This window comes from Luteibacter yeojuensis, assembly GCF_000964085.1.
Classification (GTDB): Bacteria; Pseudomonadota; Gammaproteobacteria; order Xanthomonadales; family Rhodanobacteraceae; genus Luteibacter; species Luteibacter yeojuensis_A.
Map to the genome: position 1 here is coordinate 19,710 of NZ_JZRB01000045.1, position 25,494 is coordinate 45,203.

Here is a 25,494-nt window from a genome sequence, read left to right on the forward strand (position 1 = left end):
GAATTCTTCTATGTCCCCGGCGGCTTCGGCTGGTTATCGTTGGGGTGTTCGTTCAGCAGCTACCGGCGGAGCCTGTCGATGTACTCGAAGATCTCCGCGTCGCTCGCGAGCCTCAACTTGCGCATGGCGCTCGATTTCTGCTGGCTGATGGTGGAAAGCCCACGGCCGGTGCCACGGGCGATCTGGGTAATGCTGTGGCCGCTGGCGAACAGGCGCAGCACCTCGAGTTCGCGGGGCGAGAGGTCGGTGAGCGTGCCGGCCCGCCCCACCACCGTGCCCTGCTCCACACCCAATATCGCCAACACCGAGGCACCGAGGTACACATGGTTGGTCACGATTTGTCGCAATGCCTCAGGAATTTCTCTTGCGTCACCCGATTTGCCCAGCAGCCCGAGCACGCCCATCGACAGGATCTCGCGGTAAAGCGCCGGGTTGCCGATGGTCGTGATCACCATCAGCGGCAGCGCCGGGTAGGTTCCGCGCAGGCGGGTGAGCATCGCCAGGCCATCGTCGCCCGGGTCGGGCATGCTGAAGTCGGTGATGACCGCATCGCAGCGGGTGGTTGCAAGCGCGGCGAACAACGCGCCCGGCGATGTCGCTTCGCCCACCACCTGGCCCACGCCCTCGCTGGCGAGGGCCAGCGTGATGCCCTTGAGCACGACGGGGTGGTCGTCGGCAATGATGACGCGGTAGGCCATGGTTGATCCTTCGTTGCAGCGGTATCCATTGGCCCGCCGCTCTCCATTGGCCTGCGACGGGGCGCTGAGTTGAGCACATCGAACGCCATGACGCTAGCCAGCCGCATGCGCCGCTGGCGCGAGCGCCGCCGCGACGCGCGCGCGCAACGCGAGGCGTGCCTGGAAGACACGACCAGCCTGCCCGACCTCATCGAACGCCTGGGCGTGCGCTTCGCGGCCAAGGCCTCGCGCCACGACGTGGAGATCACGCTGGATGTCGACCCGGCGCTCGAGGGCGACCTGGTCGGCCCGTTCCGCTCGTTGGCTGCCGCCCTCGACGTGCTGCTCGCCGGCGCCATCGAACACGCCAGCGGCAGCGCGCTGTTGCAGGTCGACGTGGTGGATGACGAACCCGGCATGCAGCGCCTGCACGTCGCGGTATGCCTGCCCGGCGTGCCAGGCGCATGTGGCGCGCTGGCGCCCGCGTGCACCACCGCGCGCACCCTCGTCGAGCGCGCTGGCGGCGTGTTCCATGTGCAAGGCGATGGCGGCCTGCGCGCCATCGCGGAACTGGCCTTCATCGTGCCGCCGCGGCCGCCCCATGTCGATGTCGTGGCCTTGCGCGCGCGGCTTGGCGGCGAGCGCGCGCTGCACGAGGTCATCGTGGCGCTTGCCGACGCGCTTGCCGCCGACGTCGGCAAGCTCGACGCCATGCTCGCCACCGGCGACGCGCTTGCCGCGCGGCGCTGGCTGCATCGCGTGGCGGGCGCGCTCGGCATGGCCGAAGCCACGGGGCTTGCCGCCATGGGCCTGCGCCTGGAGCAGGCGCTGGCCGTGCAGCCCGTCGCCGACCTCGAGCTGGCCGTGCGCCGCTTTGCCATGGACGCCACCCGCGCGCTCGCGTGGCTGCGTGAAAGCCCCGCCGACATGCCGCTGGTATAGTCGCCGCCGTGAACGCCAACCCCGACGCCCTCCACGCCTTCATGGACGCCCACCCGCGCGTCTTCGTGCTCACGGGCGCGGGCATCAGCACGGGTTCGGGCATCCCGGATTACCGCGACGACCAGGGCGCGTGGAAACGCAGCCCACCCATGACCCTGCAGATGTTCATGAGCGGCGAACCCGCGCGGGCGCGCTACTGGGCACGCGGCATGATCGGCTGGCGCCACTTCGACGCGGTGCAACCCAACATAGCCCACCGCGCACTGGCCCAGCTTGAGAAACAGGGCCGCGTGGCGCTGCTCCTCACGCAAAACGTCGATGGCCTGCACGAAGCCGCCGGCAGCCTCAATGTCGTCGACCTCCACGGCCGCATCGATCGCGTCCGTTGCATGCAGTGCGGCGACATCACCCGGCGTGACGCCATGCAGCGCCGGCTCGAGGACGCGAACCCGGGCTGGCTGTCGCTCAACGCGCGCATCGCGCCCGATGGCGACGCCGACCTGGATGGCGTCGATTTCTCCACGTTCGCCGTGCCCGCTTGCACCGTGTGCGGCGGCGTGTTGAAGCCCGACGTGGTGTTCTTCGGTGAGAACGTGCCGCGCGCCCGCGTGGACACGGCATGGGCACACCTCGAACGCGCCGACGCGATGCTCGTCGTCGGATCGTCGCTCATGGTGTACTCCGGCTACCGTTTCGTGCTCGAGGCCTCGCGCAAGGGCTTGCCCATCGCATCGGTGAACCGGGGCGTCACGCGCGCCGACCCGCTCATCACGCTGAAGGTGGAGCAAGGCGTCGAGGACGCCCTGGCGCCGTTCGCCTAACGGCGCGCGCGGAAGAACTGCCGCAACATGTCGCCCGCGGCCTCGGCAAAAAGGCCGCCGGCCACCTCGACACGGTGGTTGTGCCGTTCCGAGACCAGCGTATCGAACACGCTGCCCGCCGCGCCTGTCTTCGGGTCGGTGGCACCGTACACCACGCGTGCGACGCGGGCGTGCACCATGGCCATGGCGCACATGGCGCAGGGTTCGAGCGTGACGTAAAGGGTGGCGCCCGTGAAGCGGTAGTTGCCCAGCGCCTGCCCCGCTGCGCGCAGCGCCTGGATCTCGGCGTGCGCGGTGGGGTCGTTGAGCGTGATGTTGCGGTTCCACCCAAGGCCGGCGGCGTTGCCGTCGACCACCAGCACGGCACCCACGGGCACTTCACCCTCGGCATCGCGCGCATGGGCGGCCAGTTCGAGTGCGCGCGCCATCCAGGCGCGGTCCTCGTCGCTGAAAACAGGTTCGGTGGTCACGTGGTACTCCATGGCAACGCGCGCATTCTAGCCGGTTGCCCCGCGAATGAGCGCCGCGAGGCGCGCGGCGAGCGTTGCCGCGGCGTTTTCGTGCACGTTCGTGACCCCGAGCAGGAAACCCGGGCGGCTCGCCGTGCCCGCGTACCACGGCGACAGGGGAATGGGCGCGAGTTCGGCCGCATGCGCGGCACGGGCAAGCGCCACATCGTTGGTACCCTCCGGCAGGGGAAGGCACAGCGCGAGGCCCGCGCCTTCCACCGCATGGCCCTCCCCGGCCAGCGCGGCGGCCAGCGCGTCGCGACGGCTGGCATACGCGCGCTTCATCCGCCGCAGGTGGCGCAGGTAATGGCCCTCGTGCAGGAACCGCTCCACCGCGCGCTGCAGCAGCGGCGCAGGCGCCGGGGCGAGCGTGCCCACCACCTCCCGCATGGGCGCCACCAGGCGCCTTGGCACCACGGCGTAACCCATGCGCAGGCCCGGCGACATCGTCTTGCTGAAGGTGCCGACGTGGATGACACGGTCGGCATCCATCGACGCGAGCGCGGGCGCCGCGCGGCGCGCCAGCTGCAGTTCACCGAGGTAGTCGTCCTCGATGATCCAGCGTTCGCCGGCGTGCGCCCATTCGAGCAACGCGAGGCGGCGCTCAAGCGACATGGTGGTGCCCAGCGGTGCTTGCTGCCCGGGCGTGACGAGGGCAAGGGCCGCATGCGGTGCGCGCGCCCTGCCCGCGTCGATGTCGATTCCCTCGGCATCGACGGGCACGGGCACGGCCTGCAGGCCGGCCCACCCCAGCGCCGTGCGCGCGAAGGGGTAGCCGGGTTCCTCGAACCAGGCATCGGCGCCACGTACGCGCAGTGCCCGCAGGATCGCGCCCAGCGCGCCGCTGTAGCCCTGGGTGATGAAGACTTGCGAGGGCTGGCAGGCCAGGCCGCGCGCCATGGCCAGGTACGCGGCCACCTCGGTACGCAGGCCCGCTTCACCCCCCGGGTCGGGGTAGTCGGCCGCGCTGCCCACCGTATCGCGGGCCGCCTGGGCGACGAGCCGTGTCCAGAGCGGCGCCGGGAACAGGTCGGCCGCGGGCACACCCAGTTGGAATGGCAGGGGGCTGGTGTGCCCTGACGGGAAGGTGCCGAACGCCGCGCGTGCCCGTGCCGGCGTTGGCACGGGCCGGGGCGAGGGCAACCGCTTCGCCACCCGCGTGCCAGCCGCCCCCGAGGGCACGACGAGCTGGGCATCGGCCAGGGCCTCATAGGCCATACGGACGGTACCCCTCGCCACGCCGAGCTGCGCGGCCAGGTCGTTCCACGATGGCAGCCGGGCGCCCGGGGCCAGGCGCCCGTCGCCGATGGCCGCCCGTATGCCGTCGGCGATCTGGGTCGACAACGGTTGCCGTGCTTCGCGATCAAGGCGCAGGCCCAGGGAGACGTCCATGCAATCATGGTACATCGCCCAGGCGCATTCTTGGCGCTGTTGGATGGCCCATCACGGGCGCACGCTAGGCCCTGCCGAGCCACCCCTTCCCACCGCGGAGACATCGCCATGAGCCAGCGCGTCAATTACATGAAAGTCGCCCCGGAAGCCGCCAAGGGCTTCCTCACCGTCCACGGGTACCTGGCCCAGAGTGGCCTGGACAAGAACCTCGTCGACCTTGTGTACCTGCGGGTGTCGCAGGCCAACAGCTGCGCGTACTGCATCGACATGCACTCGCAGGACCTGCACAAGCACGGCGTGCCATTCGAGAAGCTGGTGCTCACCGCAGCGTGGCGCGAGGCCGAAGGCGTGTTCACCGCGCGAGAGCAGGCGGCACTGGCCTGGGCCGAATCCGTCGCGAACGTCGCGGAGACCGGCATCCCTGATGCCGACTACGCCGCGGCAGCCGCTGTTTTCAGCGAGAAAGAGCTCGCCGACCTCACCGTCGCCATCGCGTTGATGAGCGCGTTCAACCGCCTCGGCGTCGCGTTCCGCAACGTGCCGGTGGCCGCCGCACGGCTCGCGAAAGCAAGCTGATCCGCGCGCTCGCAGCGGGCGGCCGCGCACCACCTTGCGCTTAGGCCGCCCGTCGTGTGGCATGCGCCGCACGTTCGTACGACGCTTTTCCGCGCTGGCAGGGGCCAACTCGAAGGGAGCGTCACCATGGATCAGCACGCGAACGCGGAGCCACATATCGTGTGGCCCCTGGACCCGACCGGGTTCTCCACGCACCGGATCACCCGGCTGCGGCACAACTTCCATCGCCACCCGCTATTCCAGTTGCCCGAGCTGGCGAACCTGGCACGCGAGCTCATGCCCATGGAACAGTGCCGCTTCGTCAGGCCCGGCATGACCCAGGCATCGGCGTTCCGCCACGAGCCACGGCCGACGGATGGGCGCGACCTCGAGCAGGTGCTGGCGCGCATCCAGGAACGCGGCTCGTGGCTCGCGCTTTACAACATCGAAGCGGTGCCGCGCTACCGCGCCTTGCTTGGCGAGGTGATCGATGGCCTGCGCCCCCTGATCGAACGAGAGCAACCGGGCATCTTCAATGTCACGGGCTTCATCTTCATCTCGGCGCCGCCCTCGGTGACACCGTTCCATATCGATCGCGAGAACAATTTCTGGATGCAGCTGCACGGGCGCAAGACCCTGAGCGTGTGGGACCCGGACGACCGGGACGCCGTGACCGCCGCCCACGTGGAGGATTTCATCGTGGCCCACACGCTGCGTGACGTGCGCCTGCACGAGGCATCGCGCGCGAACAGCCACGAGTTCGACAGCGGCCCGGGCGATGGCGTTTATTTCCCCACCACGTCGCCGCACATGACGCGCTCGGATACCGACTGGGTGCACGGCGACGATGGCGTGTCGATCTCGATCGGCGTCACGTTCTACACCAGCGACACCGTGCGCAAGGCGCGCGTGCACCAATTCAACCGCGCGTGCCGCAAGTACCTGCACATGGAGCCGACCTACCCCGGCCACCATTACTGGCTGGACCGGTTCAAGGCGCCGCTGGGCTATGTGCTGGGCGCGGCGAGGCAGTGGGCCCTGCGGGCGCTGACGTTCTACGGCGGCCTGAAGGCCCACCACCGGCCCGAGGAAGGCTGGTGGGGCGAGAAGGCGCCGCCCGGCTCGTACTAGGCGGCGTGGTAGCGGAAGCAGGCGCGGGCATGGTCATCGACGATGCCCACCGCCTGCATCCATGCGTAGACGATGGTGGGGCCGACGAACTTGAAGCCGCGCTTTTTCATGTCCTTCGAGATGGTGGCCGACAGCGGGGTCTGCGCGTGGACCGTCTTGCCGTCGCCGCGCAGCACCTTGCCCTTCGTGAACGACCAGCAATAAGCGGCGAAGTCTTCGCCGTTGGCCTGCATCTCGAGATAGAGCCTGGCGCCCTGGATGGTGGCTTCGATCTTCGCCCGCGAGCGGATGATGCCTTCATCGCCGAGCAGGCGCTGGATATCCTTCTCGGTGAAGCGCGCCACCTTCGCGGGGTCGAACCCCTTGAACGCCTTGCGGAAGTTCTCGCGCTTGCGCAGGATGGTGATCCACGATAGCCCCGCCTGGAAGCCTTCGAGCATCAGCTGTTCCCACAGCATGCGGCTATCGTGGAGCGGCACGCCCCATTCGGTGTCGTGGTACTCGGCATATAGCGGATCGCTGCCGGCCCACGTGCAGCGGATCTTTTCCTTCGCCACGGCCACGCGTCAGAGCCCCAGGTCGGAGAGGCCGGGATGGTCGTCGGGCCGGCGGCCTTGCGGCCAGTGGTACTTGCGGTCGGCTGCCCTTATGGGCAGGTCGTTGATGCACGCATAGCGGTGGTGCATCAGGCCGTCTTCGCCGAACTCCCAGTTCTCGTTACCGTACGAGCGGAACCAGTTGTTGCTGTCGTCATGCCACTCGTAGGCGAAGCGCACGGCAATGCGGTTGTCGGTGTAGGCCCACAGCTCCTTGATCAGGCGGTAGTCGAGTTCCTTCGCCCATTTGCGCGTGAGGAACGCGACGATGGCCTCGCGCCCATGCACGAACTCGGCACGGTTCCGCCAGCGGCTGTCGACGGTGTAGGCCAGCGATACGCGGTTGGGGTCGCGGCTGTTCCAGCCATCTTCGGCCAGGCGGACTTTCTGGATGGCGGTTTCGCGGGTGAACGGAGGAACGGGGGCGGCCATGGCACGGCTCCTGGTGGGGGCACCGGCAACCATAGCAAGGCCGCCGGCGCCTGGGTTATCCGCCGCTTGCTACACGTAGCGGCCATCGGCCGCCTTCGTCCACGGCGCCTCGGCGCGCATGGGCGCTTCGCTGTGGAAGAGGTGGCGGTGGCGCGACGGCTGCGAGCGCAGGTATTGCTTGGGCGCCCTCACCTGCGCGCCGAGTTGCGCGGCCGCATGCCACGGCCAGCGTGGGTCGTACAGGGCGGCGCGGGCGATGGCGACAAGGTCGGCATCGCCGTTGGCCACAATGGCATCGGCGTGTTCGGGCTCGGTGATGAGGCCCACCGCGACGACCGGCATGTCCACCTGCTCCTTGACGCCACGGGCGAGCGGCACCTGATACCCGGGGCCGATCGGTATCGTCTGCGCGGCGCTGAGCCCGCCCGACGACACGTGGATGGCATCGCAGCCTTCGGCCTCCAGGGTCTTCGCGAACGCGATGGTCTGCTCGAGGTCCCAGCCGCCGTCGACCCAGTCCGTGCCTGATACGCGCATCGTCAACAGCATGCCTTCGGGGATCACGGCGCGGACGGCATCGAAGACTTCCAGCGGGAAGCGCATGCGGTTCTCCAGCGAGCCGCCGTATGCGTCGGTGCGCTGGTTCGAAAGCGGCGAGAGGAACTGATGCAGCAGGTAGCCGTGGGCGCCATGCAACTGGATACCGTCGACACCGGCGCGAACGGCGCGGCGGGCGGCGTCCACGAAGCCATCGATCACACGCTGCAGCCCATCGCGGTCCAGCGCGGTGGGTGGGTTCTGGCCGTCCTGGAACGGGATGGCCGACGGGGCCACGGTTTGCCACCCGCGCGCCGTACCCGGCGCGATCTGCGCACCCCCGGCCCAGGGGGTCTCCGTGGAGGCCTTGCGGCCCGCATGGGCCAGCTGCACGACGACCGGCATGTCCGACCACCGACGGATGCCTTCGAGGGTGCGGCGCATCGCCTCCTCGGTGGCGTCATCGTAGAGGCCGACGTCAGCCCACGTGATGCGGCCCTCCGGCACCACCGCGGTGGCTTCGATCGTCAGCAGCGCCGCGCCTGACAAAGCCAGCTGCCCCAGGTGGATGAGGTGCCAGTCGTTCATCTGCCCGTCGACGGCCGAGTACTGGCACATGGGCGCGATGACGATGCGGTTGGCCAGTTCGTGGCTACGTACGCGGATAGGCTGGAAAAGGGTTGGGACGGCCATGAGAAAACCCTGAAAAGTGATCTTTCGCAGGGTCGGGCCAAATGAGGCTTAGCGCAAGGGGTTTCACACTTACGTATGGGTATGGCAGCCCGCCCGCTTCATTCGCCGCTGCTCAATGGCTGCGTTCTCTTGCCAGGCTGCCTTCGCCGTTGCCAGGTCGCGCTCCGCGATGTCATACCCGGCATGCGACTGAAGCCACGCAAGGACCTCGGCCGCGTGCCAGATCGAGGCGCTGCCACCGTGGACCGGAACAGGGAAATGGGTGTTCGCGAGCATGAGCTTTCGCATGTTCTGGCGCGAAACACCAACCCTGTCCGCAATGTCGGTCAAGCCGGCGAAATCGGGCCCGACTTCAACAAGCTGGGCGCCAGGGAGCATTCGGGCGGCATCGGCCATGGCGCCGCGCAGGACGGCATGGGCCGACTTCCCGGCGCGCGCAAGGTCGAGGCCGAGGTAGCCCTGCCGCCCGATGCCGATCAGGAAATCGGTAAGCCCCGCCTCCCCAAATCGTTCGACGATGGCATCGTGATCGCCGTCGTTGGGATCAAGCTGGTAAACCAGGCTGAATTCGTATTCCGTCATTGTTCGATCTCGTCGTTATCTCGGCGTTCCCGATACCCGGCGCACCCATCCACGACCTGGCGCAGGCGCCGGGCGAATGATCCGGCGTTCGCCGGCGTGCTCCAGATGCTGGTGATGCAGTGGACACCGCATCGGCAGTCACGGCGGTGGTACGGGCAGAACATTCTTCCCCATGCATGACCGCCGCCCTGCACGATCCGCCAACCGTGTCCTTCGGCATGGCGAAGCGCTGCTTCGATATCGGGCTTGGGGTGTCTGCTCCGCGACATCACCTGTGCTCCAGTCTTGGACGTTTGCGATAGGTTGTCAAGTGACAACCACTGAAGCATCCAGATTACGGGGAGCGGCGAGGCACCGGAATCAGGCTTCTCGGTCAATTTGCGTAGGCGCTCGCACCCTCGCCTGTAGGGCACGCCCCAGACACACGCAACCCGCTACCATCGACGAGTCACTAACCCCCTTCACGTCCCCACGAAAGGAACCCCGATGACTTACGTTGCAGACCCCGAGCGTTACGATGGCCGCATGCCTTACCGCCGCGTGGGCCGCAGTGGCATGGTGCTGCCGGCGGTCTCGCTGGGCCTTTGGCAGAACTTCGGCGGCGTCGACCGATTTGAAACAGGGCGCGCCATGCTTCGCCGGGCCTTCGATCGCGGCGTGAACCATTTCGACCTCGCGAATAATTACGGGCCGCCGTTTGGCTCCGCAGAGGAAAACTTCGGCCGCTGGTTCGCCTCGGATTTCAAGCCCCATCGCGACGAGCTGGTGATTTCCACGAAGGCGGGCTGGGACATGTGGCCGGGCCCCTACGGCGGCCCGACGGGCACGCGCAAGCACCTCATCGCCAGCTGCGAACAGAGCCTGCGCCGCATGGGCCTCGAGTACGTCGACATCTTCTATTCGCACCGCGTGGACCCGGATACGCCGCTGGACGAGACGATGAACGCGCTCGTCCACCTGCACCGCACGGGCAAGGCACTCTACGTGGGTATCTCGTCGTACTCGCCGGAGCTGACGCGCGAAGCCGCGGCCATCCTCGCCGCCGAGAACGTGCCGCTCTTCATCCACCAGCCGAACTACTCGATGCTCAACCGCAGCATCGAGCACGGCCTGCTCGACGTGCTGGGCGAGTTGGGCACGGGCTGCATCGCCTTCTCGCCCCTAGCCCAGGGCATGTTGACCAGCAAGTACCTCAAGGGCATTCCGGACGATGCCCGCGTCACCCGCGACGGGTCGATGAAAAAGGACATGCTGAGCGAAGAGAACCTCAACCACATTCGTGCGCTGAACACGATGGCGGAAAAGCGCGGGCAAACCCTCGCGCAAATGGCCATCGCCTGGACGCTGCGCGATCCGCGCGTCACTTCGGCGCTGATCGGTGCACGCACGGTGGAGCAGCTGGACGATTCGCTCGACGCCGTGAAGAAGCTGGATTTCAGCAAGGACGAGCTTGCCGAGATCGACCAGCACGCGCGCGACGGTGGCGTGGACCTGTGGGATGTGTCGTCGAGCATTGGCAAGCGCGCTCCCACAGGGCCGGTCTAGCTCGGGAAATCCGTCCCGGTCGAGAGATCCTTCCAGGCCTCGAGGTTGGTCTTCAGTTCCACCAGCCGGTCGCTCAGGAACTGGTATGCGTCCGAACCCAGCGCCAGGCGCAGGTGCGGCGAGCCCGCGTCCACCGCTTCGATGATCGCGGCCGCGCCGCGGGCCGGGTCGCCGGGCTGGGTGCCGGTGTACTCCTTGGCCTGGCGACGGCGGGCGCCGGCGGTGGCGTCGTAATCGTCGATGATCGTCTTCGATTCGATCACCGAGCGGCCGGCCCAGTCGGTGCGGAAGCGGCCGGGCTCGACGATCAGCACCTTGATGCCCAGCGGGCCCACTTCCTTCGACAGCGACTCGGAGAAGCCCTCCACGGCCCACTTGGTGGCGTGGTAGTAGCCGGTTGCCGGGAAGGCCATCAGGCCACCGACGGACGACACGTTCACGATGGTGCCGCTGCGACGCTTGCGCATGCCCGGCAGCACCTGCTTCGTGAGCGAGATGAGGCCGAACACGTTTGTCTCGAACTGGCGGCGGATCTCGTCGTCTTCGCCCTCTTCGATCGCCGAGAAGTAGCCGTTGCCGGCGTTGTTCACCAGCACGTCGACCTGGCCGAAACGCGCTTCGGCGTCGGCGACTGCCTTGCGGATGGCCTTCTCGTCGGTGACATCGAGGGCCAGCGCAAGGGCGGTGTCCGGGTACTTCGCGGCGATGTCCTGCACCTGCGCCGGCTTGCGGGCGGTCAGCACGACGCGATCGCCGCGCTGCAGCGCCTGCTCAGCCAGTTCGCGGCCGAAGCCCGTGGAGCAACCGGTGATGAACCAGATCTTCGAATCCGACATGGGGATGCCTTCGTGGTGGGGAGGGTGAAAGGATGGCCCCCCGGCGCCGCCGGGACTACACCGATGCTGCCAGTGTTTTGCACGATCCTGCCAATTTGGGGCCAGGGCTGTTCAGGCGGCGTGGCGATAGGGTCCATAATGGCGTCATGGAAAAGATGCTCGAACGCATGCGTGACATCGTGGAGCGCCACGCCGCCCACCCCCGCCACGAAACCGCCGTGCCCCGGCTCACGCTCTACCGCGTGGCCCACGCGGCGCATCCGTCGCACGTGTTCTACCGGCCGCGCATGGTGGTCATCCTGCGTGGCAGCAAGACCATCGCCGCCGGTGAGGAACCCTTCCTCGCGGATACGTCGACCTTCCTCCTGGTCACCGTCGACCTGCCCGTCTGCGCGCAGGTCTTCCTCGACGCCGAAGGCCGGCCGCACCTGGCCCTGTCCATGGATATCGACCGTGATGCCCTGGCCGAAGCCATGGCGCGCCTTCCCGCGAAGGCTGGCACCCCCGGGTCGCCCGCCGGCGTTGCGACGGCACGCATGACACCCGAATTGCTCGAACCGTTCGCGCGCCTGCTGGAACTCGTGGACCGGCCGCAGGACATCCCCTTCGTCGCGCCGCTCATCGAGCAGGAAATCTATTACCGCCTGTTCCAGGGTGGCCTGGGCGATACGCTTCGCCAGCTCGCGCTCAATGGCTCGCACGTGGCGCAGATCGGCCGCGCCACGGAGTGGATCAAGGCGAACTACGCCGCACCGATGTCCGTCGAGGCACTGGCCGACGCGTCGGGCATGAGCGTCACGTCGTTCCATCGCCACTTCAAGGCGATCACGCTGATGACCCCCGTGCAGTACCGCACCAAGCTGCGCCTGCAGGAGGCGCGGAAGATGCTGTTGGCAGAGTCCCGTTCCGCCGGCGCCGTGGCCGCGAGCGTGGGCTACGACAGCCAGTCGCAGTTCACGCGTGACTACAAGCGCCTGTTCGGCGCGCCGCCCGCGGCGGACGTGGCGCGCACCGCGGGTGCGCCCTAGGCGGGCTTCATCGCCTGCAGCGAAACCAGGTAGGCGCAGAACATATCGGCCATGGCGCCACTGAAGCGGGCCACCTCCGCCGGTTCGCGCGGGCTCGACGAGAAATCCTTGCCCACGCCGCTGAGCGTCGACACCACGAGCGCGACGGCCAGCGTGCGCGTTGGCTCATCGGCATGCGGCAACGCCTCGCGCATGAAGCCGTGGAACGCGCGCTCCCCCGATGACTTCGCCTCGCGCGCTTCCGGCGCATCACGGTAGAGCGGCGCGGCGTCATCCAGCGCCACGCGCATCGCCGCCTCGTCGCATTCCGACTGGATGAAGGCATGGACCAGCCGGCGGAGTCGGTCGAGCGGCGGCGTGCCATCGTTGAGCAAGGTATCGGCCAGCATGTTGCTGGTCTGCCGCCACTCGTCGCTCTGCAGGCGGAACAGGATGGCGGCTTTGTTCGGGAAGTACTGGTACACCGAGCCGACGCTGACGCCTGCCCGCTCGGCCACTCGCGCCGTAGTGAACCGGGCGGCCCCCTCCTTCGCCAAAACCTGAGCCGCCGCCTCGAGGATGGCGGCGACCAGCTCGGTCGAGCGGGCCTGCTTGGGCTGTTTTCGCGAGGAAATGGGTGGGTTCGGCGGCTGGTTCATGGGGCCCCGGCAATGCGAATAGAAAACCTGACGGATTCGTCACATTCTAATCGGGCCACCTGAATCTGCAACCGGAGACATCCATGACCACCCTCACCACCGCGCCCCTCGCCGGCCTCGTCGACCGCCTTTTCCACGAAGCCGACCAGGTGACCTGGGCCGACAACCCGGCCATCGCCAACCTCACCCAGGACGACCACCTGCGCCTGATGCGCAGCAAGACCGAATACCGCGACTTCTATGGCGCCCTCAAGGACATGCCGCTGGCTGTGTCGCGCGAGACGGGCGCCCTGCTCTACATGCTCGCCCGCAGCACCAGGGCCACCACCATCGTCGAGTTCGGCACCTCGTTCGGCATTTCGACCCTGCACCTCGCCGCGGCGCTGCGCGACAACGGCGGCGGCCGGCTCATCACCACCGAGTTCGAGCCCTCGAAGGTGGCGAAGGCGCGCGAGCACCTGGCGGCCGGCGGCGTCATCGACCTTGTCGAGATCCGTGAAGGTGACGCGCTGAAGACCCTGGCCGCCGACCTGCCAGACACCATCGACCTCGTCTTGCTCGACGGTGCCAAAGCGCTTTATCCCGAGATCCTCGCCCTGCTCGAGCCGCGCCTGCGCACCGGCGCGTTCGTCATCGCCGACAACGCCGATTACAGCCCGGAATACATGGCTCGCATCCGTGATTCCAGTAACGGCTATCTCTCGGTGCCGTTTTCGGAGGACGTGGAGTTGTCGATGCGCATGGGGTGACCGCTACAGGATGGCGCGAAACGCACCTAGGGTCTTGGTCGTCTGGACGAGACCTTGCCGCAGCAGTACGTCGAGGTACTGCTCGACATCCATGCTGGGATTGGTGAGGTTTGCCCTTTGTTTTCGTGCCGCCGTCACGACAGAAGGGGCATCGAGGTCAAACAGGTTATCCACGAATTCATCGGGGTGTTGCGATTCGATGCCGAAGGGCTCAAGCGCCTCGGCCGGAAAGTCGCGCTGATTAAACGTAACGATGACGCTGGCACCGCAACGGATGGCGGCAGCAAGCACGTGACGATCGCCAGGATCCGGAAGCGAGAGGCCCTCGACCAAGGACTCGTGCCCTTCGACAACAGCATCAGGGATCGCCCTGTCCATCAACGCAGAGGTGCGATCCATCTGATCCCGTGTCAGGTCGGGACGATTGAGCAGCAGGTTGCGCTTCCACTCCTCGTGTATTTCGAGGCTCCATCGAGCGCGGAACTGGCCCGATAGCCCAAGCCACATCAGGAAATCACGGAGAGGAGCCGGGTACAGGACGCAAGCGTCATAGACGGCCGTGAAGGGCGAGTGCCTCATTCGTACCCCATTCCGAGCTCTTGCGCCTGCCGGCTAAGCTCCGCCATGGCATGCTCACTAGCGTTGTCGCGGGCGTCCTTGTACTTCATGAGGTCAGCGAAACGCACCCGGCGATGTTTGCCCGTGCGATGGAAGGGCAGCACGCCCTCCTCGAGCAGCTTCACCAGATGCGGCCTCGACACATTCAGCAGGTCGGCCGCCTCCTGGGTCGTCAGTTCCGCGTGGACCGGGACGACCTTGACCGCATTCCCGTCAGCCAACTCCGCGAGGATGTCGACAAGAAGGCGCAGCGCGGACGTGGGCAACTCAACGAAGTGCGCCTTGTTCTTCTCATCGAAGATCTGGATGCGCTGGGTTTCGCCCCGCGTCGCGAGGAACGCGGCCAGCGCGCGCTGGCCTTCCACGGCGGCACGCACCTCGCGTTCAAGGGGGAGCATCACATTGGGCGGGGACGTCGTGGACATGTAGGGCTCCTGCAATCGTCAGACAGCTTATTCGAAACATTCGAAATTCGCAACAAACGAAATGAGCGGACACCTTGTTATGGCACGCGTCGCTTCCTAGTATGGTCGTACTTTCAATATCGAGGCACGTCCATGGATCTCGTCGGCCAGCTTCCACCCGGCCTCACCGGCCTGGAGCAACTCCGCAAGCTGATGGAACTGGGCGGCCGGCCGCCCATCGGGGAGACGATGGACTTCGACCTCGTCGACGTGGGCGATGGGTTCGCGGCATTCGAGGGCAGGCCCTCGCTGCGGGTCTACAACCCCATCGGCATGGTGCACGGCGGGTTCGCCGCCGCGCTGCTCGATTCGGCCTGCGGCTGCGCCGTGCACTCCAGGCTCTCGCCAACGCAGGCGTACACCACGCTGGAGTTGAAGACGGCTTACCACAAGGCCATCGTTGCGGAGACGGGCCTCATGCGCGCGGAAGGCAGGGTGATCACGATCGGGCGGCGCGTGGCCTTTACCGAAGCCACGCTGAAGGATGCCGCAGGCAAGCTGTATGCGTCCGCGACGTCGACGCTGCTCGTTATGGAGCGCTAACGCGCCCTCACCACGGCACGGCCTTGCTGTTCCGATCAAGGTACTCGAGCCCGGGGCGCGCACGCTTCGCCAGCATGAGCTCGACGAGCAGCGGGATACTCTCTTCCACGGTGTACGGCGCATCGTCGCCACCGAGGTCGGTGCGGATCCAGCCCGGCGCCAGGAGCAGCAACGACCGCTGGCTCCCGGCCTGCCGTGCCGCGTAGCTGCGCATGTATTGGTTGAGCGCCGCCTTCGAGCCACGGTAGAGCTCGCGGCCGCCGCGGGTGTTATCCGTGATGCTGCCCTGCCCCGACGACATCACGCCGAGCATGCCGTCGGCATGGACCAGGCCTTCTAGGCCCTCGACGACGCGCATGGGGCTGAGCGCGTTGGTGACCATGACCTGGATGAACTCATCGGTGGATACCTCGGCGATGGTCTGCGTCGGGTCTTCGTTGGTCGTGCCGGCGTTGACGAACAGGATGTCGAACCGGCGTGCCGACAGGCGCGCCTTCAGCGCCGCGATCTCCGCGGGCGCCGTGATATCGAGCTGCTCTACCGCGATAAGACCGGGTTGCGCGTCGGCGAGATCGTGCAGCGGCGTGCGGCGGGTGCCACGCACCGTTCCCACGACCTCCCAGCCGCGGCCAGCGAAGGCCTCTGCAAGTGCAAGCCCCAGCCCCCGCGAGGCGCCGACGAGGAGGATGCTTCCGGTCTGTGGTGATGCCGTCATGGGTGCGAACCTTGGTAGCCAGGCGATCCCACGATTCTCCCTTCTCGCGACTTAACCCCGGGCATCCACCGTCAGGGAGGCGACGGCGCCAGGCTGCCCTGGTAGTGAACGATGCGGCCCACGATGGGCATCGCGATCTCGACATCGAAATGGAACCTGCCGTCCTCCTCATGCTCGAAGCTCACCCCGCGCGGCAGGAGGAACGGCGGCATCGGCAGGCCGAAAAGCGACCATCTCCGCGGCACGAGAAGGAGCTTGTCGCCGTCGCGCACCAACGCGAGGGAGAACGTAGCGACGCCGAAGCGCTCGACCAGGAGCCGCGCATCCTTGCCCTCGCCCTCGTACTGCACCGACGAAAACGAGCGGCCATCGAACGTCCGCGTCCACAGCTCGCCATCGCCCTGCGGCGTAAACGCTACGCTGACCGGTACGTTCTCGCCGGCCTTGGGGAAGCCGACGACCGCACGCACCAGCTTCGCGAGCAAGCCGTGGCCGTGCTCCACGCGCGCACGGCCCTGCCACTGGCGGCGCGAGGACGTGCCGTGGAGTTCGCGCAGCCGCGTTGGCAACGTGTCGTAGGCATCGGCAAGGATGCGGCGATACAGCGGCGCCCCAGCGTCGTCGGTGCGAAACCCTGTGACGATGCCGCGCCGCGCGAACATCGCGTCGTAGTCGGTGAGCGCCAGCGCGTGCGTGGCCGCGCGCGCGCCGGTATCGGGGCGAATGCCGTCGAGCCGCTTGCGGACGATGGCCTCGACCGCCATCGACGGGATGAACGGCCCGCTATCCCCTTCCGCCAGAAGGTGCCACGTGCGCTCGGCCGGCTTTCCGTCGGCGATGCCCCGTGCCCGGACGAACATGCCGCCGCGGTGCTCACCCATGCGCGCGGCATTGAGCACCCAGTGGAACAGGGGCGACAGCGGCTCGAGCGAGGGCAGCCCCAGGTGGGCGCGCGCGGCCGCGAGGCCATTCAGCATCCGGTGCAGGAACTCGGGCGTGGGGCCCGCGCCGAACCAGATATTGCGCAGTGACGGGTATTCACGCGGCAAGACACGCAGGTCGGGCACTTCGGCCAGCGAAAAGTGGATGCTGCGCAACGGCAGCGTGCCAGGCACCGCCACGGTGAACCGGCGGCTCTCCGCGAGGCCCGGGCCGTCGGCCGGCTTGCCATCGCGCAGCAGCCCGACGGGCGCGCCCGCGTAGCTCACCACGGCACGCACCACGTTCAGCCCCACGCCGGCGAACGGGGACGGCGCGATGCCCGCATCCACGTCGACCAGCGTCATCGTCTTCGACATCTCGCGCAGCACGGCCGAGGTCAGCACCGGGCAGGTGCTGACGCCGGACAGGACGACGACGCCGGCCGCCTTTGCCTGGGCGTCGAGCGCCGCGACGCCCGAAACGAAGTCGACGGAGTCCGCCAGGTCGACGTAATCGATGCCCGCGGCAATGCAGGCTTCGATCACGACGTAAGGGTTCGCGCCATAGCCCTGGAACGGACCTGACGCGTCCACGACGAGGTCGGGGCGTTCGGCATCCAGCGCGGCGGCGATGTCGAGGCGGTCGAGCTTCAGCGGCCTGGCGCGCGCGGCACCCTGGTAGCTTGCGCAGAACGCGCTGGCCTTGGCCAGGTCACGCCCACCGATGATCAAGTCGAGTTCGGGCCGGTCGGAAAGGAGCTGGGCCAGGCGCGCGCCGAACACGCCATAGCCACCAAGGATCAGGATCCGCATCGTGCGCGCTTGTCGTCCGTGTCATTCACTGCCGTGCACTGTTGCGAACGGCGTGGCGGGCGTCAAGCGTGGGTCACGGCACCTGCACTAACCCAAGGCGCACGAGGCTCTCCGCCGTGGCCACGATGGCATCGCCCTGCGAGCGCGGCTGCCAGCCGAGCACGCGCCGGGCTTTCGCGCCACTCACGTTCATGTCCTGCCCCAGCAGCGGCAGGATGCCCTTCAGCGCCGGGTTGCGCCGTGCGGCCAGGCGCACCAGCCAGTTCGGCATCACGCGCCGCGGCGTGCGGGCGGCGATGGGGCCCACGCGTTCGCGCAGCACCTTCGCCACCTCGGCCATCCACAGGCTGTCGCCGGCCGTGGCGACGAAGCGTTCGCCGGCCGCGGCAGGGTCGAGCATGGCGCGCAGGTGCAGGTCGGCCACGTCGCGCACGTCGACGAAACCAGAGTTCACCTTCGGGCACGCAGGCTGCCCTTCGAGCATGTTCTTGATGATGCGGATCGAATGCGAAAAGTCCGCGCCCAGCACCGGGCCCAGGACAGCCACCGGGTTCACGGCCGCCAGCTCCATCCCTTGCCCCTCGCGGGCGATGAAATCCCACGCCGCACGCTCGGCCAGCGTCTTCGATTTCTGGTAGCCCCACACGTTGCCGCCAAGGTCGGTCCAGTCGGTTTCATCGAATGGCCGGCGGTGCGCGGCCTTGTGCCCCGCGCCAATGGCGCCGAAGGCCGAGGTGAGCACCACCCGCTTCGCACCGGCGGCGCGTGCCGCGCGGAGCACGCGCAGGTTGCCGTCGACGGCAGGCCGGATCCACTCGTCGTCGTTGGCCTTCTCGCCCGTCGGCGTGGGCGAGGCGCCATGGATGACATAGGTGCAGCCCTTCGCCGCGTCGGCCCACCCGAGGTCGCTGCTGAGGTCGGCACGAACAAAGGTGAGCCTGTCACCCGCATCGACACCACCCGTGCGGAGGTGTTCGCGCACCTCCCCTTCCCGTGTCAGCGAGCGGACGGTGGTCCGTACGCGAAAGCCCGCGTCGAGCAGCGCGATGATGCAGTGCTGGGCGATGAAACCGGTGCCGCCCGTGACAAGTACCTGTGTGTTGGTATTCATGGGGCCTCAGCGGTCAATGGTGGCCATGACGAAATCGGGGTAGCGGTTGCCCGCGACCGTGCCGGCGGCAAGCGCTTCATCGAGCGCCGCCATGTCGGCGGCATCGAGGTGGAGCAAGGCGGCCGCGATGTTCTCTTCGAGGTACGCACGGCGCTTGGTACCGGGGATCGGCACGATGCCGTCGCCCTTTGCCAGCAACCACGCCAGCGCGACCTGCCCGGGTTTTGCCCCGACGCGCGCGGCGACGTCGAACACGGTGCGGGCCGCCGCCACGTTCTGGTCGTAGTTCGCGCCCTGGTAGCGCGGGTCGATGCGGCGGGTGTCCCCTTCCGGGTAATCCTCGGCTCGCCTGACGCCACCGGCTAGGAAGCCGCGGCCCAGCGGGCAGAACGGCACGAGGCCGATGCCAAGCTCGCGCAGCACGGGGATGACATCCGGCTCCAGGTTGCGTTCCCACAGCGAATACTCGCTCTGCAACGCCGAGACCGGATGCACGGCGTGCGCACGGCGCAACGTGGCCACGCCCACTTCCGAGAGGCCGAAGAAGCGCACCTTGCCCTCGCTGATCAGGTCGCCCACGGTGCCGGCGACGTCTTCGATCGGCACGTTGCGGTCCAGGCGGTGCTGGTACAGCAGATCGATGTGCTCAGTCTGCAGGCGGCGCAGCGAGCCTTCCACCGCGCGGCGGATACTGGCCGGGCGGCTGTCGGTCTCCGCGCCGACCTGCTTGCCGTTTTCAAAGCGGAAGCCGAACTTGGTGGCGAGCACCACCTCTTCGCGACGGCCCCGGAAGGCACGCCCAAGCAGTTCTTCATTGGCGTAGGGGCCGTAGCCCTCGGCGGTGTCGAAGAAGTTGCAGCCGAGTTCTACGGCGCGATGCAGCGTGGCGATCGACTCGCCGTCGTCGGCCGGGCCGTAAGACTGGCTCATGCCCATGCAGCCGAGGCCGATGGCCCCCACCTCGAGGCCCTGGGAGCCGAGCTTGCGCGTGTGATGTGTCATGGGGTTCTCGTCGGTAAAGGGATACCGACAAGGTTAGGGAGAACACGCTGTACTTCGAATACTTTATAGTGCGAATTAATTGCGCGAGAGTACGAGCATGAGCACCGACCCGTTTTCGGACATCCTCAGGTTCACCCAGGCGCAATCGTTGGTAACGGGCGGCTTCTCCGCCGGCGGCGAGTGGGCCATACGCTTCCCGCCGCCCAGCAGCATCAAGTTCTTCGCCGTGGTGAACGGCGGATGCTGGGTCACCATCGAGGGCGAGCCCGAGCCCACCTGGTTCGGCACGGGCGACGTGGGCCTCATCACGGCACCACGCGGCCTGGTGCTTTCCAGCGCCGTCGGCGTCACGCCCGTGGATGCGATGGCGGTCTTCTCGGGTTCGGGCAAAAGCGTCGCCATGCTCGGCGACGGCCAGGACTTCGCGCATATCGGTGGCCACGTGCTGCTCGATCCGGCCAGCGGGCGCCTGCTCGCCGATGTGCTACCAGCGTGGATCCACGTCGACGCCACCTCGCCCCAGGCGGCATCGTTCCGCTGGCTGCTTGCCGAGCTGGTCGCGGAACGCCGGGCCACCCTGCCCGGTAACCAGCTAGCCGCGGCGCAGCTCTCGCAATTGCTCTTCATCCAGGTCCTGCGTGCGCACCTGCAGACCTCGGGCCCCATGCCCGCCGGCTGGCTACGTGCCCTGGGCGACCCGCGCATCGCGCCGGCCGTGCGCCTGATGCACGCGGACCCTGCCCGCGGCTGGGGCCTCGAGGAACTGGCCCAGGCCTGCGCCATGTCGCGCACCACCTTCGCCAACCGCTTCCGCGATGTCGCCGGCGCCACGCCGCTGGCGTACCTCACGGCATGGCGGATGCACCTCGCCAGCCGCTCGCTGCGCGAAGGCAAGGCATCGGTGGCGGTGCTCGCGCAGGAGCTGGGTTATGCGTCGGAGAGTGCGTTCAGCACGGCGTTCAAACGCGCCACGGGGGAATCGCCGCGGGCGTTCCGGCTCGCAACGCGTAGCGCCATGGCCTAGAGCAGGCGGTCCCTGAATTCATCCGCTGGCAACCAGCAGGTGTCGCGCTTGCCAAACAGCCGGTAGCGATGCCGCGCCACCCACCGATAAACCGGATCACGCAGGAATCGCGGCACGTACCTTGCGACCGAAAGCGCGCGCCATGGGAAGGCGAGGCGCGAGTAGATCTCGCACACCGCATCACTGTCGCGCCATACCCGGCTGCCATCGACCACGAGGATGGTGGTGGGGTTGGCCGGGTCGAGGCCGTTCGCCAGGCAAAGCTCGGTACCTACCGGCCCCTGCATGGCGGCGAGCCGGAACCGGCCCGCCTTGTCGTGGTTCAGCACGAACTGGGCGTTAGCCGAGCACAGGACGCACTCGGCATCGAAAAGGATGACCGGCCCGCCGGCCATCACTCCCACTCAATCGTCGCCGGCGGCTTGCCCGAGATGTCATAAACAACACGAGAAATACCACGCAACTCATTGATAATACGCGTAGAGCACTTATCAAGGAAGTCATACGGCAGGTGCGCCCAGTGCGCCGTCATGAAGTCGATCGTCTCCACGGCTCGCAGGGCGATCACCCACTCATAAGCACGGCCGTCGCCGACGACACCCACCGAACGCACCGGCAGGAACACGGCGAAGGCCTGGCTCACGCGGTCGTACAGGCCGTGCGCGCGGAGTTCTTCGATGAAGATGGCATCGGCGCGCTGCAACAGGTCGACGTATTCCGGCTTCACCTCGCCCAGCACGCGCACGCCCAGGCCCGGGCCCGGGAACGGGTGGCGGTAGACCATCTCGCGCGGCAGGCCGAGCTCGACGCCGATGCGGCGCACCTCGTCCTTGAACAGCTCGCGCAGCGGCTCGACGAGCTTGAGCTTCATGTGCTCCGGCAGGCCGCCCACGTTGTGGTGGCTCTTGATGACGTGGGCCTTGCCCGTCTTGCTGCCGGCGGATTCGATCACGTCAGGGTAGATGGTGCCCTGGGCCAGCCACTTCACGCCTTCGAGCTTGGCGGATTCCTCGTCGAACACCTCGACGAACAGGCGGCCGATGACCTTGCGCTTGGCTTCCGGGTCGTCCACGCCGGCCAGGGCATCGAAGAAGCGCTGCTTCGCGTCGACGCGGATGACATGGACGCCCATGTGCTCGGCCATGGTGGCCATCACCTGGTCGCCTTCCTGGTAGCGCAGCAGGCCGGTGTCGACGAACACGCAGGTGAGCTGGTGGCCGATGGCCTTCTCCAGCAGCGCGGCGACGACGGAGGAGTCGACGCCACCGCTCAGGCCCAGCAGCACGCGATCGGAACCCACCTGCTCGCGGACGCGGGCCACGGCGTCCTCGATGATGTGCGCGGCATCCCACAGGGTGGCCGAGCCGCAGAGATCGACGACGAAGCGGCGCAGCAGCTCCATGCCCTTCTTGGTGTGGGTGACTTCCGGGTGGAACTGCAGGCCGTAGAAGCGGCGCGCGTCGTCGGCCATGGCGGCCAGCGGCAGGCTGGGCGTGGAGGCCGTGGGGCGGAAGCCGTCGGGCAGCTTGGTGACGCGGTCGCCGTGGGACATCCACACGCCCAGGGCTTCACCGTCGTCCATCACGCTGTCGAACAGGCCGCACGAGGCGAAGGTGACCGTGGCCGGGCCGAACTCGCGGTGGTGGCCGGCTTCGACCTTGCCGCCGAGCTGCTCGGACATGGTCTGCATGCCGTAGCAGATGCCAAGCACCGGCACGCCCAGTTCGAAGACCACCTGAGGGGCGCGCGGCGAGTCGGCCTCGGTGACGGATTCCGGGCCACCCGAGAGGATGACACCGCGCGGGTTGAAGCCGGGGATCTCTTCCGGGGCGTGATCCCAGGCCCACACTTCGCAATAGACACCGATCTCGCGGATGCGGCGGGCGATCAGCTGCGTGTACTGCGAGCCAAAGTCGAGGATGAGGATCTTGTCGCTATGGATGTCGGTCATCGGAACGGCCTGCAGTGGCATGCGGTAAGTCAAAAAGCAGAACGCCCACTGCGAGCGGGCGTCCTGGGTCCACCGGGAAGAGCGCCTGGCGGCGTCAGTCCAGGCGGTAGTTGGGCGCTTCCTTCGTGATCTGCACATCGTGCGGGTGCGCTTCGCGCACGCCGGCACCCGTGACCTTCACGAACTGGGCCTTCTGGTGGATCTCGTCGATGTTGGCCGTGCCCATGTAGCCCATGGACGCACGCAGGCCACCCATCAGCTGGTGGATGATGTTGCGCATCTGGCCACGGTACGGGACGCGGCCTTCGATGCCTTCCGGCACCAGCTTGTCGGCGTCGGCTTCGTCCTGGAAGTAGCGATCCTTCGAGCCGAGCTGCATGGCGCCGATGGAGCCCATGCCGCGGTAGCTCTTGTAGGAGCGGCCCTGGAACAGCTCGACCTCGCCCGGGGATTCCTCGGTGCCGGCGAACATGGAGCCCAGCATGACCGAAGACGCGCCGGCGGCCAGCGCCTTGGGGATGTCGCCGGAGTAGCGGATGCCGCCGTCGGCGATGAGCGGGATCTCGCCCTTGAGCGCGGTGGCGACCAGGTCGATGGAGGTGATCTGCGGCACGCCAATGCCGGTGACGATGCGGGTGGTGCAGATGGAGCCCGGGCCCACGCCGACCTTGACGGCGTCGACGCCGGCATCGAGCAGCGCGCGCGCGGCTTCGCCGGTGACGATGTTGCCGGCAACGACCTGCACCTGCGGGTAGCGCTTCTTCACCCAGCCGGCGCGGTCGATCACACCCTGCGAATGGCCGTGGGCGGTATCGACGACGATGACATCGACGCCAGCGGCCACGAGGGCCTCGACGCGCTGCTCGGTGTCGCCACCCACGCCGACGGCAGCGCCGACGACGAGGCGCTCGTGCGAATCCTTGGCGGCATGCGGGTTGTCGCGGGCCTTTTGGATGTCCTTCACCGTGATGAGGCCACGGAGCTGGAAATCGTCGTTGACGACCAGGACCTTTTCGATGCGGTTGCGGTGGAGGAGCTCGAGGACTTCGTCGTGGGACGCGCCTTCCTTCACCGTGATGAGGCGCTCTTCGCGCGTCATGATGTTGCGGACGGGGTCGTCGTGCTTGCGCTCGAAGCGCATGTCGCGGCCGGTGACGATGCCGACCAGGCGCTCGCCGTCAACGACGGGGACACCGGAGATATTGTGCGCGCGGGTCAGGGCGATGACTTCGCCGATGGACGTGTCGGGGCGCACGGTGATGGGGCTGCGGATGACCCCGGCCTCGAACTTCTTGACGAGGCGAACCTGCTCGGCCTGCTGCTGCGGCGTGAGGTTCTTGTGGATGATGCCAAGGCCGCCGTTCTGGGCCATGGTGATCGCCAGCCGCGCCTCGGTGACGGTATCCATGGCGGCGGACACGATCGGGATATTCAGGCGGAGGCCGCGGGTGAACCGCGTTGAGGTATCCACGTCGCGCGGCAGAACCGTGGAGTGGCCGGGAACCAGAAACACGTCGTCGTAAGTGAGTGCCTCGGCAAGGATGCGCATAGCATTAGTCCCGCGAGTAAATCACGCCATTATACCTCGCGTTGCAACATTGCGACAGGGGGTGCGACACATCATCTGGTGTCTCTGCGCACCGACAACCCCACCCACTGCCGAAACCTGGCGGTAGGAGCCCACACCCGTGGGCGACATCTTCGCGCGACTCGCTGCGAGACCTTTGGCGCCGTCGCGAAAGGCGTCGCCCACGGAGTGGGCTCCTACATCGCGTTGTCGAGGGCGTCGGCGGCTTCGAGGGTGTTTTCCATCAGGGTGGCCACCGTCATCGGGCCCACGCCACCCGGCACCGGGGTGATCCAGGCGGCGCGCTCGGCGGCCGGGCCAAACTCCACGTCGCCGACGAGCCGGCCGTCTTCCAGGCGGTTGATGCCCACGTCCACGACGACGGCGCCCGGCTTCACCCAGTCGCCCTTCACCAGCCCGGGCTTGCCAGCGGCCACCACGAGGATATCGGCCTGGCGGACGAAGCTTTCGAGATCCTGCGTGAACTTGTGGCAGGAAGTGACTGTACAGCCTGCAATTAGTAGCTCAAGTGCGAGCGGACGGCCCACATGATTGGAGACGCCGACAATCACCGCATGGCGCCCGCGCACCGGGCGATCGGTATGGCCAAGCAGCGTCATGACGCCCTTGGGCGTGCACGGGCGCAGGCCGAAACGGCGCAGCGCGAGGCGACCCACGTTGACCGCCTGGAAGCCGTCGACATCCTTGCGTGCATCGATGCGGTCGACCAGCGCGTCCTCGTCGATATGGTGCGGCAGCGGCGACTGCACGAGGATGCCGTGCACGGCCGGGTCGGCGTTGAGCCGGTCGATGAGCGCGAACAGTTCGTCCTGCGTGGTCTCGGCTGGCAGGTCGTAGCCGAACGATTCGAAGCCCACCTGCTGGCAGGCGCGGCGCTTGTTCTTGACGTACACGGCGGAAGCCGGGTCCTCGCCGACCAGCACCACGGCCAGGCCGGGTTTGCCGCGGCCTTCGTCAACGCGCTTCGCCACGCGGCGGGCAATGTGTTCGAGCAGTTCGTGGGCGATGCGCTTGCCGTCGAGGATACGTGCGGTCATGGAAGTTCGCCCTGCGAAAAGCGGTGCATTATCCGTGATTTAATG

General features: G+C 67.5%; 27 protein-coding genes and 1 pseudogene. 9 read left to right on the forward strand and 19 right to left on the reverse strand.

The genetic code is table 11. From position 1 onward, the window contains the following. Positions 1-59: 59 nt before the first annotated feature. The gene (locus VI08_RS17035) at positions 60-698 is read right to left on the reverse strand and encodes a response regulator transcription factor (protein WP_045830821.1); all 639 of its coding nucleotides are present in this window, start codon (positions 696-698) and stop codon (positions 60-62) included. A gap of 87 nt (positions 699-785) precedes the next feature. Between VI08_RS17035 and VI08_RS17040 the strand changes: the two genes are divergently transcribed. Together VI08_RS17040 and VI08_RS17045 are read left to right on the forward strand one after the other, a co-directional pair. After that, complete coding sequence (locus VI08_RS17040) at positions 786-1,619, forward strand: Hpt domain-containing protein (RefSeq protein WP_045830822.1); 834 nt, start codon at positions 786-788, stop codon at positions 1,617-1,619. Positions 1,620-1,627: 8 nt separating this feature from the next. Next, positions 1,628-2,440 (forward strand): NAD-dependent protein deacetylase, encoded by an 813-nt coding sequence (locus VI08_RS17045; protein WP_269745855.1) that lies wholly within the window; start codon positions 1,628-1,630, stop codon positions 2,438-2,440. Here VI08_RS17045 and tadA read toward each other — a convergent pair. Both tadA and VI08_RS17055 read right to left on the reverse strand, forming a co-directional pair. Further along, positions 2,437-2,922 carry a tRNA adenosine(34) deaminase TadA gene (gene tadA, locus VI08_RS17050; protein WP_045830823.1) on the reverse strand — a complete coding sequence of 162 codons (486 nt, stop codon included), beginning with the start codon at positions 2,920-2,922 and terminating at the stop codon, positions 2,437-2,439. The genes VI08_RS17045 and tadA overlap by 4 nt on opposite strands. Positions 2,923-2,937: 15 nt before the next feature. Further along, positions 2,938-4,341 (reverse strand): PLP-dependent aminotransferase family protein, encoded by a 1,404-nt coding sequence (locus VI08_RS17055; RefSeq protein ID WP_045830878.1) that lies wholly within the window; start codon positions 4,339-4,341, stop codon positions 2,938-2,940. A 108-nt stretch (positions 4,342-4,449) separates the two neighbouring features. On the opposite strand from VI08_RS17055, the gene VI08_RS17060 reads away from it, so the two are divergent. Continuing rightward, complete coding sequence (locus VI08_RS17060) at positions 4,450-4,917, forward strand: carboxymuconolactone decarboxylase family protein (RefSeq protein ID WP_045830824.1); 468 nt, start codon at positions 4,450-4,452, stop codon at positions 4,915-4,917. 126 nt (positions 4,918-5,043) lie between these two features. Beyond that, entirely contained in the window at positions 5,044-6,027 is a 984-nt protein-coding gene (locus VI08_RS17065) for a cupin-like domain-containing protein (protein WP_084621591.1), read from the forward strand. Here VI08_RS17065 and VI08_RS17070 read toward each other — a convergent pair. The 4 genes and pseudogenes from VI08_RS17070 to VI08_RS17085 form a co-directional block, all read right to left on the reverse strand. Beyond that, on the reverse strand, positions 6,024-6,584 hold the full coding sequence (locus tag VI08_RS17070; RefSeq protein WP_084621597.1) for a DNA-3-methyladenine glycosylase I: 561 nt from the start codon (positions 6,582-6,584) through the stop codon (positions 6,024-6,026). The two genes, VI08_RS17065 and VI08_RS17070, sit on opposite strands and share 4 nt — an antisense overlap. Before the next feature lie 9 nt (positions 6,585-6,593). Beyond that, positions 6,594-7,055: a DUF1348 family protein gene (locus VI08_RS17075; RefSeq protein WP_045830826.1), complete on the reverse strand. Its 462-nt coding sequence runs from the start codon at positions 7,053-7,055 to the stop codon at positions 6,594-6,596. A gap of 135 nt (positions 7,056-7,190) precedes the next feature. Continuing rightward, positions 7,191-8,285 (reverse strand): annotated as a pseudogene (locus tag VI08_RS17080) (NADH:flavin oxidoreductase/NADH oxidase); the annotation flags it as partial. Positions 8,286-8,354: 69 nt separating this feature from the next. After that, a complete protein-coding gene (locus VI08_RS17085; RefSeq protein ID WP_045830828.1) occupies positions 8,355-8,867 on the reverse strand; it encodes a helix-turn-helix transcriptional regulator in 513 nt (170 codons plus the stop codon). Positions 8,868-9,353: 486 nt separating this feature from the next. Between VI08_RS17085 and mgrA the strand changes: the two genes are divergently transcribed. Next, positions 9,354-10,412, forward strand: coding sequence for an L-glyceraldehyde 3-phosphate reductase (gene mgrA / locus VI08_RS17090; RefSeq protein ID WP_045830829.1), 1,059 nt, complete (start codon positions 9,354-9,356; stop codon positions 10,410-10,412). Here mgrA and VI08_RS17095 read toward each other — a convergent pair. Further along, positions 10,409-11,248 (reverse strand): oxidoreductase, encoded by an 840-nt coding sequence (locus VI08_RS17095; RefSeq protein WP_045830830.1) that lies wholly within the window; start codon positions 11,246-11,248, stop codon positions 10,409-10,411. The two genes, mgrA and VI08_RS17095, sit on opposite strands and share 4 nt — an antisense overlap. Positions 11,249-11,394: 146 nt before the next feature. Here VI08_RS17095 and VI08_RS17100 point away from each other — a divergent pair, with 146 nt between their 5' ends. Then, positions 11,395-12,276: an AraC family transcriptional regulator gene (locus VI08_RS17100; protein WP_045830831.1), complete on the forward strand. Its 882-nt coding sequence runs from the start codon at positions 11,395-11,397 to the stop codon at positions 12,274-12,276. On the opposite strand, the gene VI08_RS17105 is transcribed toward VI08_RS17100, so the two are convergent. Continuing rightward, positions 12,273-12,914 carry a TetR family transcriptional regulator gene (locus VI08_RS17105; RefSeq protein ID WP_045830832.1) on the reverse strand — a complete coding sequence of 214 codons (642 nt, stop codon included), beginning with the start codon at positions 12,912-12,914 and terminating at the stop codon, positions 12,273-12,275. The genes VI08_RS17100 and VI08_RS17105 overlap by 4 nt on opposite strands. 83 nt (positions 12,915-12,997) lie before the next feature. On the opposite strand from VI08_RS17105, the gene VI08_RS17110 reads away from it, so the two are divergent. After that, on the forward strand, positions 12,998-13,663 hold the full coding sequence (locus tag VI08_RS17110; RefSeq protein WP_045830833.1) for an O-methyltransferase: 666 nt from the start codon (positions 12,998-13,000) through the stop codon (positions 13,661-13,663). A 3-nt stretch (positions 13,664-13,666) separates the two neighbouring features. On the opposite strand, the gene VI08_RS17115 is transcribed toward VI08_RS17110, so the two are convergent. Further along, a complete protein-coding gene (locus VI08_RS17115; RefSeq protein ID WP_045830834.1) occupies positions 13,667-14,242 on the reverse strand; it encodes a PIN domain-containing protein in 576 nt (191 codons plus the stop codon). Continuing rightward, a complete protein-coding gene (locus VI08_RS17120) occupies positions 14,239-14,706 on the reverse strand; it encodes a helix-turn-helix domain-containing protein (RefSeq protein ID WP_045830835.1) in 468 nt (155 codons plus the stop codon). Before VI08_RS17120 ends, VI08_RS17115 begins: the two co-directional genes overlap by 4 nt. A gap of 132 nt (positions 14,707-14,838) precedes the next feature. Between VI08_RS17120 and VI08_RS17125 the strand changes: the two genes are divergently transcribed. Further along, complete coding sequence (locus tag VI08_RS17125) at positions 14,839-15,288, forward strand: PaaI family thioesterase (RefSeq protein WP_045830836.1); 450 nt, start codon at positions 14,839-14,841, stop codon at positions 15,286-15,288. 7 nt (positions 15,289-15,295) lie between these two features. Here VI08_RS17125 and VI08_RS17130 read toward each other — a convergent pair whose 3' ends face one another. From VI08_RS17130 to VI08_RS17145, 4 genes are all read right to left on the reverse strand, one after another. Then, positions 15,296-16,003 (reverse strand): SDR family oxidoreductase, encoded by a 708-nt coding sequence (locus tag VI08_RS17130; protein WP_045830837.1) that lies wholly within the window; start codon positions 16,001-16,003, stop codon positions 15,296-15,298. A 71-nt stretch (positions 16,004-16,074) separates the two neighbouring features. Continuing rightward, positions 16,075-17,736: an SDR family oxidoreductase gene (locus VI08_RS17135; RefSeq protein WP_045830838.1), complete on the reverse strand. Its 1,662-nt coding sequence runs from the start codon at positions 17,734-17,736 to the stop codon at positions 16,075-16,077. Between the two features lie 73 nt (positions 17,737-17,809). Beyond that, entirely contained in the window at positions 17,810-18,847 is a 1,038-nt protein-coding gene (locus VI08_RS17140) for an SDR family oxidoreductase (RefSeq protein ID WP_045830839.1), read from the reverse strand. Positions 18,848-18,853: 6 nt separating this feature from the next. After that, positions 18,854-19,849: an aldo/keto reductase gene (locus VI08_RS17145; protein ID WP_045830840.1), complete on the reverse strand. Its 996-nt coding sequence runs from the start codon at positions 19,847-19,849 to the stop codon at positions 18,854-18,856. Positions 19,850-19,946: 97 nt separating this feature from the next. Here VI08_RS17145 and VI08_RS17150 point away from each other — a divergent pair, with 97 nt between their 5' ends. Then, on the forward strand, positions 19,947-20,873 hold the full coding sequence (locus VI08_RS17150) for an AraC family transcriptional regulator (RefSeq protein WP_045830841.1): 927 nt from the start codon (positions 19,947-19,949) through the stop codon (positions 20,871-20,873). Here VI08_RS17150 and VI08_RS17155 read toward each other — a convergent pair. From VI08_RS17155 to folD, 4 genes are all read right to left on the reverse strand, one after another. After that, positions 20,870-21,268 carry a thiol-disulfide oxidoreductase DCC family protein gene (locus VI08_RS17155; protein WP_045830842.1) on the reverse strand — a complete coding sequence of 133 codons (399 nt, stop codon included), beginning with the start codon at positions 21,266-21,268 and terminating at the stop codon, positions 20,870-20,872. The genes VI08_RS17150 and VI08_RS17155 overlap by 4 nt on opposite strands. Beyond that, positions 21,268-22,824, reverse strand: a complete 1,557-nt coding sequence (gene guaA / locus VI08_RS17160; RefSeq protein ID WP_045830843.1) for a glutamine-hydrolyzing GMP synthase — start codon at positions 22,822-22,824, stop codon at positions 21,268-21,270. The genes VI08_RS17155 and guaA overlap by 1 nt, the downstream gene beginning before the upstream one ends. Before the next feature lie 94 nt (positions 22,825-22,918). After that, the gene (gene guaB, locus VI08_RS17165; protein ID WP_045830844.1) at positions 22,919-24,373 is read right to left on the reverse strand and encodes an IMP dehydrogenase; all 1,455 of its coding nucleotides are present in this window, start codon (positions 24,371-24,373) and stop codon (positions 22,919-22,921) included. A 215-nt stretch (positions 24,374-24,588) separates the two neighbouring features. Further along, positions 24,589-25,449, reverse strand: coding sequence for a bifunctional methylenetetrahydrofolate dehydrogenase/methenyltetrahydrofolate cyclohydrolase FolD (gene folD, locus VI08_RS17170; protein ID WP_045830845.1), 861 nt, complete (start codon positions 25,447-25,449; stop codon positions 24,589-24,591). Positions 25,450-25,494 lie beyond the last annotated feature (45 nt).